The sequence below is a fragment of the Streptomyces flavidovirens DSM 40150 genome (assembly GCF_000429085.1).
GTDB classification, from domain to species: domain Bacteria; phylum Actinomycetota; class Actinomycetes; order Streptomycetales; family Streptomycetaceae; genus Streptomyces; species Streptomyces flavidovirens.
Window position 1 is genome coordinate 276,368 of record NZ_AUBE01000005.1, and the last position, 13,189, is coordinate 289,556.

General features: G+C 69.7%; 12 protein-coding genes and 1 riboswitch. Of the genes, 9 read left to right on the top strand and 3 right to left on the bottom strand.

Annotated features, from left to right (window positions below):
* Window positions 1–8 precede the first annotated feature (8 nt).
* The 9 genes from G412_RS0110425 to G412_RS33895 all read left to right on the top strand — a co-directional run bounded on the left by G412_RS0110425 (window position 9) and on the right by G412_RS33895 (window position 8,494).
* Window positions 9–2,318 carry a nitrate- and nitrite sensing domain-containing protein gene (locus G412_RS0110425; protein ID WP_244282899.1) on the top strand — a complete coding sequence of 770 codons (2,310 nt, stop codon included), beginning with the start codon at window positions 9–11 and terminating at the stop codon, window positions 2,316–2,318.
* The gene (locus tag G412_RS0110430; RefSeq protein WP_028812050.1) at window positions 2,315–2,719 is read left to right on the top strand and encodes a roadblock/LC7 domain-containing protein; all 405 of its coding nucleotides are present in this window, start codon (window positions 2,315–2,317) and stop codon (window positions 2,717–2,719) included. The genes G412_RS0110425 and G412_RS0110430 overlap by 4 nt, the downstream gene beginning before the upstream one ends.
* Entirely contained in the window at window positions 2,719–3,084 is a 366-nt protein-coding gene (locus tag G412_RS0110435) for a DUF742 domain-containing protein (protein ID WP_028812051.1), read from the top strand. The genes G412_RS0110430 and G412_RS0110435 overlap by 1 nt, the downstream gene beginning before the upstream one ends.
* A complete protein-coding gene (locus G412_RS0110440; RefSeq protein ID WP_028812052.1) occupies window positions 3,071–3,661 on the top strand; it encodes a GTP-binding protein in 591 nt (196 codons plus the stop codon). Before G412_RS0110435 ends, G412_RS0110440 begins: the two co-directional genes overlap by 14 nt.
* 94 nt (window positions 3,662–3,755) lie before the next feature.
* Complete coding sequence (locus tag G412_RS0110445; RefSeq protein WP_037648301.1) at window positions 3,756–4,538, top strand: amino acid ABC transporter ATP-binding protein; 783 nt, start codon at window positions 3,756–3,758, stop codon at window positions 4,536–4,538.
* A 77-nt stretch (window positions 4,539–4,615) separates the two neighbouring features.
* Window positions 4,616–5,455, top strand: coding sequence for a glutamate ABC transporter substrate-binding protein (locus tag G412_RS0110450; protein ID WP_028812054.1), 840 nt, complete (start codon window positions 4,616–4,618; stop codon window positions 5,453–5,455).
* Window positions 5,456–5,531: 76 nt separating this feature from the next.
* Complete coding sequence (locus G412_RS0110455) at window positions 5,532–6,197, top strand: amino acid ABC transporter permease (RefSeq protein ID WP_028812055.1); 666 nt, start codon at window positions 5,532–5,534, stop codon at window positions 6,195–6,197.
* Window positions 6,194–7,108, top strand: a complete 915-nt coding sequence (locus tag G412_RS0110460) for an amino acid ABC transporter permease (protein ID WP_028812056.1) — start codon at window positions 6,194–6,196, stop codon at window positions 7,106–7,108. Before G412_RS0110455 ends, G412_RS0110460 begins: the two co-directional genes overlap by 4 nt.
* Before the next feature lie 117 nt (window positions 7,109–7,225).
* Window positions 7,226–8,494, top strand: a complete 1,269-nt coding sequence (locus G412_RS33895; RefSeq protein ID WP_244282900.1) for a cytochrome P450 — start codon at window positions 7,226–7,228, stop codon at window positions 8,492–8,494.
* Between the two features lie 19 nt (window positions 8,495–8,513).
* Here G412_RS33895 and G412_RS0110470 read toward each other — a convergent pair whose 3' ends face one another.
* From G412_RS0110470 to G412_RS0110480, 3 genes are all read right to left on the bottom strand, one after another.
* Window positions 8,514–9,110, bottom strand: a complete 597-nt coding sequence (locus tag G412_RS0110470) for a type-2Aa cytolytic delta-endotoxin (protein WP_028812057.1) — start codon at window positions 9,108–9,110, stop codon at window positions 8,514–8,516.
* A 98-nt stretch (window positions 9,111–9,208) separates the two neighbouring features.
* Window positions 9,209–11,959, bottom strand: a complete 2,751-nt coding sequence (locus G412_RS0110475; protein ID WP_028812058.1) for a SpoIIE family protein phosphatase — start codon at window positions 11,957–11,959, stop codon at window positions 9,209–9,211.
* Between the two features lie 132 nt (window positions 11,960–12,091).
* Window positions 12,092–12,889: a LysM peptidoglycan-binding domain-containing protein gene (locus G412_RS0110480; protein ID WP_028812059.1), complete on the bottom strand. Its 798-nt coding sequence runs from the start codon at window positions 12,887–12,889 to the stop codon at window positions 12,092–12,094.
* Between the two features lie 4 nt (window positions 12,890–12,893).
* Window positions 12,894–13,058: riboswitch (cyclic di-AMP (ydaO/yuaA leader) on the bottom strand.
* Window positions 13,059–13,189 lie beyond the last annotated feature (131 nt).

Sequence of the window (13,189 nt, forward strand, 5' to 3'; positions counted from 1 at the left end):
TGCGCACCATGCTCATCTGGCTGGCGGTGGTCCCCACCACCGCGATGAGTGCCCAAGTGGCCGTGACCGCCGAGAGGTTGCTGGGCCAGTCCGAGCACCTGCGCGCCGATGTGGCGGCCGGCGAGCGGATCGGCGTACCGGCGTACGACCTCATGGTCGAGTTGCAGGCCGAGCGGACGATGACGGCCGCGCGGTGGGCGGGCTCCCCGGTGTCCCGGAACGAGCTGCGCGGCCGGCGCGCGGCAACCGACCGGGCCGCCGCCGAATTCCGCAGGGCGGTGACCACCGGGCAGGCGAGGTCGGCCCAGTCGGACCACCACGTCAGCGAGGTGCGGGAGGGCCTCGACGATCTGGACACCTACCGCGAGCGCGCGGATGCCCGCAGCGGCAGCGTCGACCGTACGATCCGCTACTACTCCGGCGTGATCAGCCATATGATCCACGTCTACCAACAGGAATTCAGCCACACGCAGGACGCCGAGCTCACGCAGGAGAGCCGGCTGGTCGCCACCATGTTCTCGGCGTCGGAGCTGGTGGCACGCGAGGAGGCGATCCTCGCGTCGGCCGGGCCGTCCAGGGAGATGACAGCGACGAGGTTCGCCGAATACGTCAACGCCGTCGGAGCCCACAGGTACCTGTACGACACGTCGGTTGTGCCGTATCTGCCCGCAGAGGACAAAAAGTTCTTCGAGGAGATCACCGGCTCGGGCGCCTGGCAGGCGAAGACCCGCATCGAGGACATCGTGATGTCCGAGCACGAAGACATCGCCTCCGGCGTGCGTCTGCCTCTGGAGGCCGCCGGCTGGCGGACGGCGCACGACAAGCTGGACACACAGTTGGCCACGCTCAACGCCGCCCGTTCGCGAGGCGTGTTCGCACGCGCCGACGCCAAGGCCGCGGAGCTGGAGGCCGAGGTCACCTGGCTGCTCGCGGGAAGCGGCGGGGCGCTGCTGGTCGTCGCCGGCGTCGTCGTGTTCACCACGCGCTCGGTGCTGCGCCGCCTGCGCGGCCTGCACGAGCGCACCGTGGCCATCGCCGAGGAGACACTTCCGGACGTCGTGGCCCGGTTGCAGCGCGGGCAGCCCGTCGACGCCGGCGCGCTGCCCAGTCCCACCGGTGAGCAGGACGAGGTGGGACGGATCAGCGACGCCTTCGCCCGGGTCGTCGCCGTGTCCGTCGACGGGCACAGGCAGCTCTCCGACGAGCGTCACGGTTTCGGTATGTTCGCCGCGGGCATCGCCTCACGCACCGGAAACCTGGTCAGCCGTCAGCTCAGCCTCACCGAGGACATGCAGGACGCCTTCGGCCACGACGAATCGCTCCTCGCCCAGTTGATGCGCTCCGACCAGCTGACCGTGGGCATGCGGCGGCAGATCGAGAACCTGCTCATCCTGGCGGGCGGCGAGATCCCGGACCCGCACACCGAGCCCATGCGCGTCGCCGACCTGCTGCGCGAGGCCGCCGCGGAGGTCGAGGACTTCCGGCGGATCGAACGTCAGGCCCTGGACGAGATCAGCGTGGAACCGCGTGTGATCAGCCAGATCAGCCACCTGCTGGCGGAGCTGCTGGACAACGCCACCCGGTTCTCCCCGCCGAGGTCGAAGGTCGTCATCCGGGCCGAACTGGTCGCCGACGGTCTGTCGATCGAGATCGAGGACCGCGGACCGCGCGTGACGCCCGCGAGCTACGAGGAGATGAACCGGCGGCTCCACTCCGCTCCGCCGTACGCCGTCCTGGCACAGAACGCGCACCGCCTGGGTCTCTTCGTGGTCGGCCACCTCGCCGACCACCTCCCGGCCACGGTCACCCTGCGACGCTCGGTATACGGCGGCACCTCGGCCGTGGTCATCATCCCGAGCGAGCTGCTCGTACCGACGGAGCGGGAACCGGCGCGCGAGCCGGCATCGCCCGTCCGCCCGCAGGCCGTCCCCGAACGCCCCGGCCCCCAGCCGCGCCGCATCGGCGAACGCAAGCCCGAGCCGTCCCCGCCAGGGGCGCCCAAGTCCGCGCTGCCGAGCCGCCGGACGCCGGAGCGGGCCCCCGAGAGGACGCACGAGCGGACCGACGAGCCGGCGCACGAGCGGCCGGCAGAGGGCGCGCGCCCGGCCCGGCCCACGGCACCGGTCGGCGACTCGCGTCCGGCCCTGCCCGAGCGCGTACCGCACACCCACATCGCCGAACAGCTCCGCGAACCACGCGCGCCGCAGGCAACGGCCGGTCAGGACACGGCGACACCCGAAGAGGTGGCCGACGCCTGGGCCGACTACGAACAAGGGACCCAGAAAGTGGAAGCAGAGCTCCGACAGGACCAGCCATGACGACGACACCGAACGACATGATCTACAGCATCCTGGACAACAACCTGACCAGGATCGCCGGCATCGAGGGGGCCGTGCTCCTCTCCAACGACGGGATCAAGCTCAGCGCCTACCTCCTGGAACGGGACCAGGCGGAGCGCATCGCCGCCGCGTCCTCCGGCATCGCGGCCACGATGAAGGCGATATCCAGAGAGATCGACGGCGGCGGGGTGATCCGCCAGCTGGTCGAGATGGACGACCGCTATCTGTGCATCGTGGGCTGCGGGGAGGGCAGCACGCTCATCGTCGTGACCTCCCGCAAGGCACGGCTGGGGGAGCTGGGCGGTGAGGCGGTACGGACGGCTCAGGCGCTCGGCGAGTGGCTGGGCACACCTGAGCGCACCCAGGCGCTCCCGTCGTAATGCCGGACGATCCGCAGCACCGCGACCGCCGCCGGACGCGGCTGTACGCCCTCACCGATGGCCGTACAGCCGCTCCGCACACCGTCCTGACCATGGACACCACGATCACGGCGGCGGTCGCCGCGGACGCCCATGGCGGTCTGCCCACCGAGTGGCAGGCCATCCTCTCCATGTGCCCCGCTCCGGACGGGCGGGCCGTCGCCGAGATCGCGGCCCGGATGCACATGCGCCTCACTCCGATGACGGTCCTGCTCGGTGAACTCGTGGATCGCGGGCTGATCCACCACCGGCCGCCCCTGGAAGGGGCCGAGACCACCAATGTCCACCTGCTCATGAGAATCAGGGACAGCCTTGCCCACCTATGACACCCCTGCCCGGGAAGCCGCCCCCGTCAAGATCCTCATCGCCGGTGGCTTCGGCGTCGGAAAGACGACGCTGGTCGAGACGGTCTCCGAGATCGAGCCGTTGCGTACGGAGGAGCGGCTGACGGCCGCGGGTGCCGCCGTCGACGACCTCGACGGCATCGAGTCCAAGACGGTCACCACCGTGGCGATGGACTTCGGGCGGATCACCCTCACCGACGCCGGAGTCGTCCTCTACCTGTTCGGCACACCGGGCCAGGAACGCTTCTGGTTCATGTGGGACGACCTGCTCAACGGCGCTTTCGGCGCGGTCGTACTGGTCGACACCCGGCGCCTGGACCGCAGCTTCCCGGCCGTCGACTTCTTCGAGAGCCGCGGGCTTCCCTTCGTGGTCGGCGCGAACTGCTTCCACGGCGAGCAGCCGTACACCGCTGAGGAGATCGGGGCCGCGCTGCATCTGCGTGACCCGAACACGCCCATCCTCATGCTCGACGCCCGCTCCCGTGACGACGTCCGCGACGCCCTGCTCGCGCTCCTCGACCTGCTCATCGCCAAGGCCGGCACGGCCGCGGCGGTCTAGCACCCGCCTCTGCCCCCGGTGGCCGCGCGGGCCTCCCTTCCCGCTTGGCCTTCTCGGCGTGCGTCCGGCCGAAGTCGGACGGAGTATGAAGCCGATGAGCGGAGTAGCTGTGACCAAGGGAAACCCGACGCCGGGCACGAACGACGCCCTCGTCGTGCTGAAAGGCGTCAACAAGCACTTCGGCGCGCTGCACGTCCTCCAGGACATCAACCTGACCATCTCCCGTGGCGAGGTCGTCGTCGTCATCGGGCCGTCCGGGTCGGGCAAGTCCACGCTGTGCCGCGCCATCAACCGGCTGGAGGCCATCGACTCCGGCGAGATCGCCATCGACGGCAGGCCGCTGCCGGCCGAGGGCCGTGAGCTGGCCGCGCTGCGGGCCGACGTGGGCATGGTCTTCCAGTCCTTCAACCTCTTCGCCCACATGACCGTGCTGCGGAACGTGATGCTGGGCCAGATCAAGGTCCGTAAGAAGGACAAGAAGGAAGCCGAGGAACGGGCCCGCTCGCTCCTCGAACGGGTGGGCGTGACCACCCAGGCGGACAAGTACCCCGCGCAGCTCTCCGGCGGTCAGCAGCAGCGCGTGGCGATCGCCCGGGCGCTGGCCATGGAACCGAAGGTCATGCTCTTCGACGAGCCGACCTCGGCGCTCGACCCCGAGATGATCAACGAGGTGCTGGAGGTGATGCAGCAGCTCGCCCGTGACGGCATGACGATGGTCGTCGTCACTCACGAGATGGGCTTCGCCCGGTCGGCCGCCAACCGTGTGGTCTTCATGGCGGACGGCAGGATCGTGGAAGAGACGACGCCCGACCAGTTCTTCACCAACCCGCGCAGCGACCGGGCCAAGGACTTCCTGTCGAAGATCCTCCACCACTGAGGTCTCCGTGGGCCCCTTCCTCCCCGGCGCTGACTCGCCCGCAATCTCCCCCACATCAATCCCCAGGGATGATCACCATGAAGATGCTCAAGGTCACTGCCGCGGCGGCCACCGCGCTCGCACTGTCCCTGACCGCCACGGCCTGCGGTTCCGGCGACGGTGACGAGAGTGCTCCGGGCAGTGGCGGCAACAAGATCACCGTCGGCATCAAGTTCGACCAGCCGGGCCTGGGCCTGCAGACCCCGGACGGCAAGTACACGGGTTTCGACGTCGACGTGGCGACCTACGTCGCCAGGGAACTCGGCCACGAGCCCGGCGACATCGAGTGGAAGGAGGCCAAGAGCGCCGACCGCGAGACGCTCCTGGAGCGCGGTGACGTCGACTTCATCGCGGCCACCTACTCGATCAATGAGGAGCGGGAGAAGAAGGTCGACTTCGCCGGTCCCTACCTCCTGGCCCACCAGGACATCCTCGTACGCGCGGACGACAACTCCATCAAGAGGCCCGAGGACCTGAACGACAAGAAGCTCTGCTCGGTCTCCGGGTCCACCTCCGCGCAGAACGTGAAGACGAAGCTCGCGCCGCGCGCTCAGCTACAGGAGTACGGCGGCTACTCGGAGTGCCTGACCGGCCTGGAGAACAGGGTCATCGACGCCCTGACGACCGACGACTCCATCCTCGCCGGCTACGCCTCCCAGAAGGAACACCAGGGCAAGTTCAAGCTGGGCGGCTTCAAGCTGAGCAACGAGAACTACGGCATCGGTGTCCAGAAGGGCAGCGAGCTCAAGGAGAGGATCAACACCGCCCTGGAGAAGATGGTGTCGGACGGCTCCTGGGAGGAGTACGTCAAGAAGAACTTCGGCCCGGCCAACTACAAGAACGAGCCGGCCCCGGAGATCGGCAACGTCGTCCGCTGAAGCGGATCACTGACCGGCGCGCCGCACCACGCTGTGGCGCGCCACCCCCTTGACCCCTGCGGAAGTGCGGGAGATCGTGTTCGACTTTCTTGAAGGTTACGATCTGCTGGGAGCCTTCTGGGTGACGGTCCAGCTCACCGTCTACTCGGCCGTCGGCTCTCTCATCTGGGGAACGCTCCTGGCCGCCATGCGGGCCAGCCCGGTCCCCCTGATGCGCGGCTTCGGTGCCGGCTACGTCAACGTGGTGCGGAACATTCCGCTGACGGTGATCATCGTCTTCACCTCGCTGGGCCTCTTCCAGACGCTCGGCGTCAGCCTCGGCGCCGACGACTTCAAGACCATCAACTTCAGGCTCGCCGTGCTCGGCATGATCGCCTACACCTCCGCGTTCGTCTGCGAGGCGCTGCGCTCCGGCATCAACACGGTGCCCGTCGGCCAGTCGGAGGCGGCGCGCGCCATCGGCCTGAGCTTCCCCCAGGTGCTGTCGCTCATCGTCCTTCCGCAGGCCTTCCGTTCCGTGGTGGGCCCGCTGGCGAACGTACTGATCGCCCTGACCAAGAACACCACCGTGGCTGCCGCGATCGGTGTCGCCGAGGCTGCGACGCTGATGCGGGAAATGATCGAGAACGAGGCGCAGCTCATTCTCATCTCGGCCATCTTCGCGCTCGGATTCATCTGCCTCACCCTCCCGACCGGGCTCCTCCTCGGCTGGGTGAGCAAGAAGGTGGCGGTGCGGCGATGACCTCCGTTCTGTACGACGTACCGGGGCCCCGCGCCAAGCGGCGCAATGTCCTGTTCACGGTCGTGTTCCTGGTCGCGCTCGCCGCACTGGTCTGGTGGGTGGTGCGCAGCCTCGCCGACAAGAAGCAGCTCGAATGGACCAAGTGGGAGCCGTTCTTCACCGACTCCCGCGCCTGGACGACGTACATCCTGCCGGGTCTGGAGAACACGCTCATCGGCGCCGCCCTCGCCATGGTCATCGCGCTGCCCCTCGGAGCGCTCTTCGGTATCGCCCGGCTCTCCGACCACTGGTGGGTGCGGGGCGTGGCCGGCACGGTCGTGGAGTTCTTCCGCGCCATCCCGGTGCTCATCCTGATGCTCTTCGCCAACGCGGCGTACGCCGAGTTCACCGACGTCAGTCCCGAGAACCGGCCGTTGTACGCCGTGGTCACCGGCCTCGTCCTCTACAACGCCTCGGTGCTCGCCGAGGTGGTGCGGGCCGGAATCCTGTCCCTGCCGGCCGGACAGACCGACGCTTCCAAGGCGATCGGCATGCGCAAGGGCCAGATGATGCGGTACGTCCTGCTGCCGCAGTCGGTCACCGCGATGCTGCCCGCGCTCGTCAGCCAGCTCGTGGTCATCGTGAAGGACACCGCGCTCGGCGGGGCGCTGCTCGGATTCGCCGAACTGCTGGCATCCGTCCGCCCGATGAGCGCGAACTACGGCGCGAACACCATCGCCAGCTTCACCGTGGTCGCCGTGATCTTCGTCCTGCTGAACTTCGCGCTCACCACGTTCGCGAGCTGGCTGGAGGGCAGACTGCGGCGCGGCAAGAAATCCACCGGCGCGGTGGTCGGCGCCGACGCGGTCGCGGAGCTCGCGACGCCGGGCGAGCACGTCGCACCCCACGGGCGGGACACACCGCGAAGCTGAACGCACGGTGGGCGGGCCTGCGCCCGGCCGGCGGAGCAGTGACACCCGGCAGGCGATATTGTGCGGCCCGAGAGGTGGCTGACCACGGCCGATGCGAGGAAGGGGGTGGGTTCCGTCATGGCCATACCCATGGGCACTGTGGATCTTTTCGACCAGGGGTACGTGCTCGACCCCTTCCCGGTCTGGGACGCTCTTCGGGAGAACGCGCCGGTGCACTACGAACCGGACACCGGACTGTGGCTGGTGAGCCGGTACGACGACGTACGGGCGATACTGCTCGACACGGACACTTTCCTGCCGGACAACGCGATGGACGCCATCGGCCGCTTCTCGGTGCCTACCCTGCGCGTCCTCGCCAAGGTCAGGTTCGCCCTGCCGCCCACCCTCGCCAGCAACAGCGGCGAGAGCCACGCCGGATACCGGCGCATCATGAACCGGCTGCTCGGTGCCCGGGCCGTCACCGCGTCTGTGCCGATGGTCGAGCAGGTGACCGGCGAGTGCCTGGACGAGCTGGAGCAACGGCTCGACGCCGACGGTGTGTGCGACCTCGCCACCACGCTCGCCCGCGACGTTCCGTTGCGGGTACTGCTGCGGATCCTCAGCCTCGAACAGGCCGCTGACGTCGGCACCGACACCCTGGCGCGGTGGAGCGACGCCTCGCTGGAGCTGTTCTGGGGACGCCCGGACGACGCCCGCCAGCGCGAGCTGGCAGGGGAAGCGGCCGACTTCTACTCCTGGCTCAGGGACCTCGTGACCGAGCCCGGCCCCGCGGCGGACACACTGCTCGGCGCACTGGCGGCGCACCGGCTGCCGGACGGCGAGCCGCTGGGCGTGGCCGAGTCCGCCGCGGTGCTCTACTTCATGCTCATCGCCGGTCAGGCCACCACCAGGCAGATGATGAGCATCATGTACCGGCGCGCGCTCGGCGAACCCGCCGTGTGGCGGCGCTTCGCCGAGGAGCCGGGCAGCGTCGAGCCCTGGACCGAGGAGATGCTGCGGCGGGAGCCCCCGATCACCACGTGGCGCAGGGTCACCGGTCGGCCGGTCACCCTGCGCGGGGTGGACCTCCCGGCGGGGGCGCCGCTGCTGCTGATGCTGGCCTCCACCGGCTCGGACCCCGACGTGTTCGAGAACCCCGAGCGGCTGTGTCCCCACCGGCCGAACCGTCGCAGTCATCTGTCCTTCGGCGTGGGCCGGCACCGGTGCTCCGGCGCCGAACTGGCCAGGACGGAGGCCGGCGTGATGCTGCGGATGACCGCGGCCCGGCTGCCCGGCCTGCGGCTCGCGGACACCTCCCCGGCCCCGGAGATGCTGGGGCTGCTGTCCTTCCGGGCGCCGTTGAGCGTGCCGGTGGAACGCGCCGCGCCCCACCCCGCCGGAGGGTGAGACGCGGCGGCTTCGCCGGTCAGGCCGCGGACGGCACCTCCTGGCGCACAGTGATCGCGTTGAGGCGGATCGTGTACCGCGCGGTGTCCGCGACGGTCAGGGACCGGACGTCCTCCACGCCCAGCGCGACGGTCACATTGGCGCAGAAGGCGATGGCGTAGAGAGAGTCCCCGGTCTCCTCGTCCTGGAGCGCGAACAGCAGGTTGTAGTAGTAGCTCGTACGGTCCGCCTCCTCCCGGTAGAAGGAGAGGTGCGTGCCCTCCTGCCGGCCAAGGTCCACGAAGGCTTCGGTGAGCGCCTGCTCGGCCTTGTCCCAGAAGACGGGGCTGGCGCACGGGAGCGGAAGAGCCTGGCGTACCGCCTCCTTCAGGGAGAGGACCATGACGCTGACGGGGGCGGTTTCCTGCAGACCCCAGCCACGGATGATCTTTACGGTCGAGCAGCCGGGGATGCCGCTCGCCGCCCGGCTGATCTCACCGAAGTCGAAGTCCACGGTCGCCGGGGCGATCGCGTGCTGGAACCCCGCCTCGATGCTCCGTGCCCGGTCCATGAAAGACGACCCCACTTCGAAGACCGTCTTGAAAGTCGTCTTCTCGGTGGCGATCCGGTCAGCCATTGCTGCTCCTGGTGTGTCGGAAATGATCGCGCCCGGTCGGCAAGTATGCCGTTCGCCCTCCCGCCCGTCGCACGGGGCACGGTCCGTCCCGGCATCGGTCACAACGGCTCGCCGGGCAACCAGGACAGATCATCCAGATCCGGCTCCGGCACGGGCCGCTGACCGTCGGTCAGGGACTGCTCGATCCACATGACCTTGCCCGTCGGCGTGTATCTGGTTCCCCACCGTCCGGCGAACTGGGAGACGAGGAACAGACCGCGCCCGCCCTCGTCCGTCGTGGCCGCGCGCCGCAGGTGCGGGGCGGTGCTGCTGCCGTCGGACACCTCGCAGATCAGACCGCGTTCGTACATCAGCCGCACGTGGATCGGCTCGGAGCCGTAGCGGATCGCGTTGGTGATCAGCTCGCTCAGCATGAGCTCCGTCGAGAACCCGATCTCCCCGAGCCCCCACGTCTCGAGCTGACGGCCGCACGCGGCGCGGACCGGAGCGACGGCCGCGGGGTCGGAGGGGACGTCCCAGTCGGCGACCCGGGCGGGGTCCAGCAGATGGGTACGGGCCACCAGCAGCGCGATGTCGTCGCTGCGGTGCGGGGGCAGCATCGCACTGAACACGGCCTGGCAGGTCTCCTCGGGTGCCGGGTTCGCCGGGTCCTCCAGCGTGTGGCGCAGGAGCCGCAGACCGGTGTCGATGTCGCGGCCGCGGTGCTCGATGAGGCCGTCGGTGTACAGGACGAGCCGGCTGCCCTCGGGCAGCCGCACTTCGGCGGTCTCGAAGGGCAGGCCGTGAAGGCCCAGGGGCGGGAAGACCGGCACTTCCAGAAATTCCACCGTGCCGTCGGGATGCACCAGCGCGGGGGCGAAGTGCCCCGCCGTGGCCATGGTGCACAGTCCGGAGACCGGATCGTAGATGGCGTACAGGCAGGTGGCGCCCGCGATGCCGTCACCGCCGTCGTCCCCCTCCTCCTCGTCGATGCGGGAGACCAGCTCGTCCAGATGGCCCAGCAGCTCGTCCGGCGACAGGTCGAGAGCGGAGAAGTTGTGGACCGCGGTGCGCAGCCGGCCCATGGTGGCGGCGGCGTGCAGGCCGTGGCCGACGACGTCGCCGACGACCAGAGCGACCCGCGCCCCCGGCAGGGTGATGACGTCGAACCAGTCGCCGCCCACCCCGGCCTGCGCGGGAAGATAGCGGTACGCGACATCCAGGGCGTCCTGCTCGGGCAGGACGCGGGGCAGCAGACTGCGCTGGAGGGTCACGGCCATGGCGTGTTCGCGGGTGAAGCGACGCGCGTTGTCGATGGCGACCGCGGCGCGGGCGGCGAGCTCCTCGGCGAAGGCCAGATCTTCCTCCCCGAAACGTTCGGTGGACTCCGAGCGCCAGAAGTTGGCCATGCCGAGAACGACACCACGCGCCTGCAACGGCACCGACACCAGGGAACGGATGCCGTACGCGAGAGCGCGGTCGGCCCCCACGGGATCCTGGGACCGCCAGCCGTGGGCGACCGTCAGATCGGCCTCCAGCACCGCATGGCCGCTCGCCAGGGCCGCTGCCATCGGCGTCGTGGGGACGACGAACCTGATCAGGTCGCCCACCGGCTGGAAGGGGCGGTCCTCGCTGCCGCCGCTCACGGCGGCGCGGCGCATCTCGGTGTGGGCGCCCGTCGGCTCCTCACCGCGCAGAACGGGGTCCAGCAGCTCCACCGTGGCGAAGTCCGCGAACCGGGGGACCGCGACCTCGGACAGCTCCTCGGCGGTACGCCCCACGTCCAGCGTGGTCCCGATCCGCATTCCAGCCTCGTACAGCAGCTTCAGGCGCTCGCGGGCCACCTCGGCCGCGCCGGACAGCGCCAGCAGCTCGGTGGTGTCGCGGAGCGTCGCGACAGTGCCGGGGGGACCGCCGTACGGGGCGGTGGGCCGTGTGTTGACGGCCAGCAGCCGGTCACCGGCCAGGCGGACCTCGTCGGTCACGGCACGGCCCGAGGTCAGCAGCTGCGCGATGGGGGCGTCGAGGCCCAGGTCGGTGACGTGCCGCCCCTCCGGGCCGGCGGGCAGTTCCAGGAGCCTGCGTGCCTCGTCGTTGACCAGGGTCAGCCGGCCGTCGTCCGCGATGATGAGCACGCCTTCCCGGACAGCGTGCAAAACCGCGTCGTGGTGCTCGTACATTCGGGTCATCTCGGTGGGCCCGAGGCCGTGCGTCTGCCGCCGCAGCCTCCTGCTCACCAGCACGGAACTGCCGGTGGCGAGGGCCAGCGCGCCGGCGGCGGAGGCGAGGAGCATCGGCAGATGGCGGTCGACCGCGTCCCCGACGTTCTTGACCGTGACACCGGCGGTGACCAGGCCGACGACGGAGCCGTCGGCGTCGGTGACGGGGACGACGGCCCGCGCCGCGTCGTTCGGGGCGCCCTTGAAGATCTCCGTGAAGGCTGTCCCGGACGTGGCGCGTTCCACGCCCTCGGCGCGCCTGCCGATCAGCGTGGGATCGGTGTCGACGTACCGGGTGCCGTCCGGTGCCATCACCGCCATGAAATCCACCCCCGCCCCACGCTGGGCCGCCTCCGTGTGCGCGCGCAGCGCGGCGGTGGGATCGGGCGACCGCAGGGCCTCGGCGGTGCCCGGGGCGTCCGCGAAGGCCTCAGCGGCGGCGAGCGACCGGTTGCGGGCGTCGCCCTCGCTGTCCTGGCGTGTCTGGAACGCGAGCGCGACCACCGCGGCGGTGATCAGCAGCACCGCGACCACGATCTGCAGGAAGAGCACCTGGCCGGCGGCACTGCGCACGTGCAGCCGGGAACGCACTCCTCGCCGAGACGAGCGCGGTGACCCGACACCCCTGGGTCGTCCGGGACGTCCGCTCATGCCCCATTTTTAGCATTACGAGGCTTTTTGGGGGCACTCGTGTCTCGTGGACGACGACCGGCCTGCCTCCTCCAGCGAGGCGCCCTCAGGGGCACTGCTGGAGCAGGCAGGCCGTGATGTGTCAGTGCCGGTTTAGTACGGGCCGTTCACGTTGTCGATCGAGCCGTACCGGTCCGCGGCGTAATTGCACGCGGCGGTGATGTTGGCGACGGGGTCGTAGCTGTCCATCGACGTACCGGGCACGTGGTAGGCCGCGAACGTGGGCGCGATGACCTGGAGCAGGCCCTTGGACGGCGTACCGGCCGCGGCGTTGGAGTCCCAGTTGTTGATGGCCATCGGGTTGCCCGAGGACTCCCGCATGATGTTGCGGTGGATGCCCTCGTACGTGCCGGGGATGCCGTGCTCGGCCATGATGGCCAGCGACTCCTTGATCCAGCCGTCCAGGTCGTTCGTGTACGTCGTCGTCTTGGCGACGGCGGCGCGGGTCTCGGAGCGGTCGGCCCGCTCGGCGGCCGGGGTGGCCTTCGCCGGCGCCTTGGCCTTCGGCTTGGCCTTCGGCTTGGCCTTGGGCTCGGCCTTCGCGCCGATCGTCAGCTTGAGACCGGGGTGGATCAGCGACGGGTCGTCACCGACGACTTCCCGGTTGTCCTGGTACAGCTTCTTCCAGCTGCTCAGGGAGTGCGCGTCCGCGATCTTGGAAAGCGAGTCGCCGGCGACCACGGAATAGGTCGTGGGCCCGGCCTTCTTCGCGGCGGCCGGGGCGGCGGCGGCCGAGGTCGCGGCCTTCTCGGCGGCGGCGGGCTGTGCCGCGGCGGCCGTGGTCGCGCCGATCAGCGGCAGAGCCAGTGCGGCGCCACCCGTACCCACGGCGATGAAGCCGCGAGTGAGCGATCTGACCTTGGAACGACGGTGCTTACCCTTGGGGGGCATGACGAATTCCTCTCCGTCGCCTGCGAGGTGAGCTGTCGGGTTCGGGCTGGAGATGCCCGGTCGCGCGGTCTGTGCGACTTCACCCCAAGCCGTTCCGGATTCGTTCCGGACCGGCGGCTTACCTGGGTCCCCCGCTCCTGCCGTACGTGAGTGTGAGTGGGTGCGGTTTCCGGACGGCGGCAGGATTCGGCGGTCCACCCGGATTGACGGTGACGTTAAGCGAGAGAGGCGGGGAAGAACAAGCCCCGCATTCCGTAGCGCAAACGTGTGGCGTATCAGAACGGGGGAACTCCCGTCACT

Bases quoted from the DNA above. Each gene is read 5' to 3' on its own strand.
- G412_RS0110425 (WP_244282899.1), top strand. From the start codon at position 9: ATGCTCATCTGGCTGGCGGTGGTCCCCACCACCGCGATGAGTGCCCAA.
- G412_RS0110430 (WP_028812050.1), top strand. From the start codon at position 2,315: ATGACGACGACACCGAACGACATGATCTACAGCATCCTGGACAACAAC.
- G412_RS0110435 (WP_028812051.1), top strand. From the start codon at position 2,719: ATGCCGGACGATCCGCAGCACCGCGACCGCCGCCGGACGCGGCTGTAC.
- G412_RS0110445 (WP_037648301.1), top strand. From the start codon at position 3,756: ATGAGCGGAGTAGCTGTGACCAAGGGAAACCCGACGCCGGGCACGAAC.
- G412_RS0110450 (WP_028812054.1), top strand. From the start codon at position 4,616: ATGAAGATGCTCAAGGTCACTGCCGCGGCGGCCACCGCGCTCGCACTG.
- G412_RS0110460 (WP_028812056.1), top strand. From the start codon at position 6,194: ATGACCTCCGTTCTGTACGACGTACCGGGGCCCCGCGCCAAGCGGCGC.
- G412_RS33895 (WP_244282900.1), top strand. From the start codon at position 7,226: ATGGCCATACCCATGGGCACTGTGGATCTTTTCGACCAGGGGTACGTG.
- G412_RS0110470 (WP_028812057.1), bottom strand. From the start codon at position 9,110: ATGGCTGACCGGATCGCCACCGAGAAGACGACTTTCAAGACGGTCTTC.
- G412_RS0110475 (WP_028812058.1), bottom strand. From the start codon at position 11,959: ATGAGCGGACGTCCCGGACGACCCAGGGGTGTCGGGTCACCGCGCTCG.
- G412_RS0110480 (WP_028812059.1), bottom strand. From the start codon at position 12,889: ATGCCCCCCAAGGGTAAGCACCGTCGTTCCAAGGTCAGATCGCTCACT.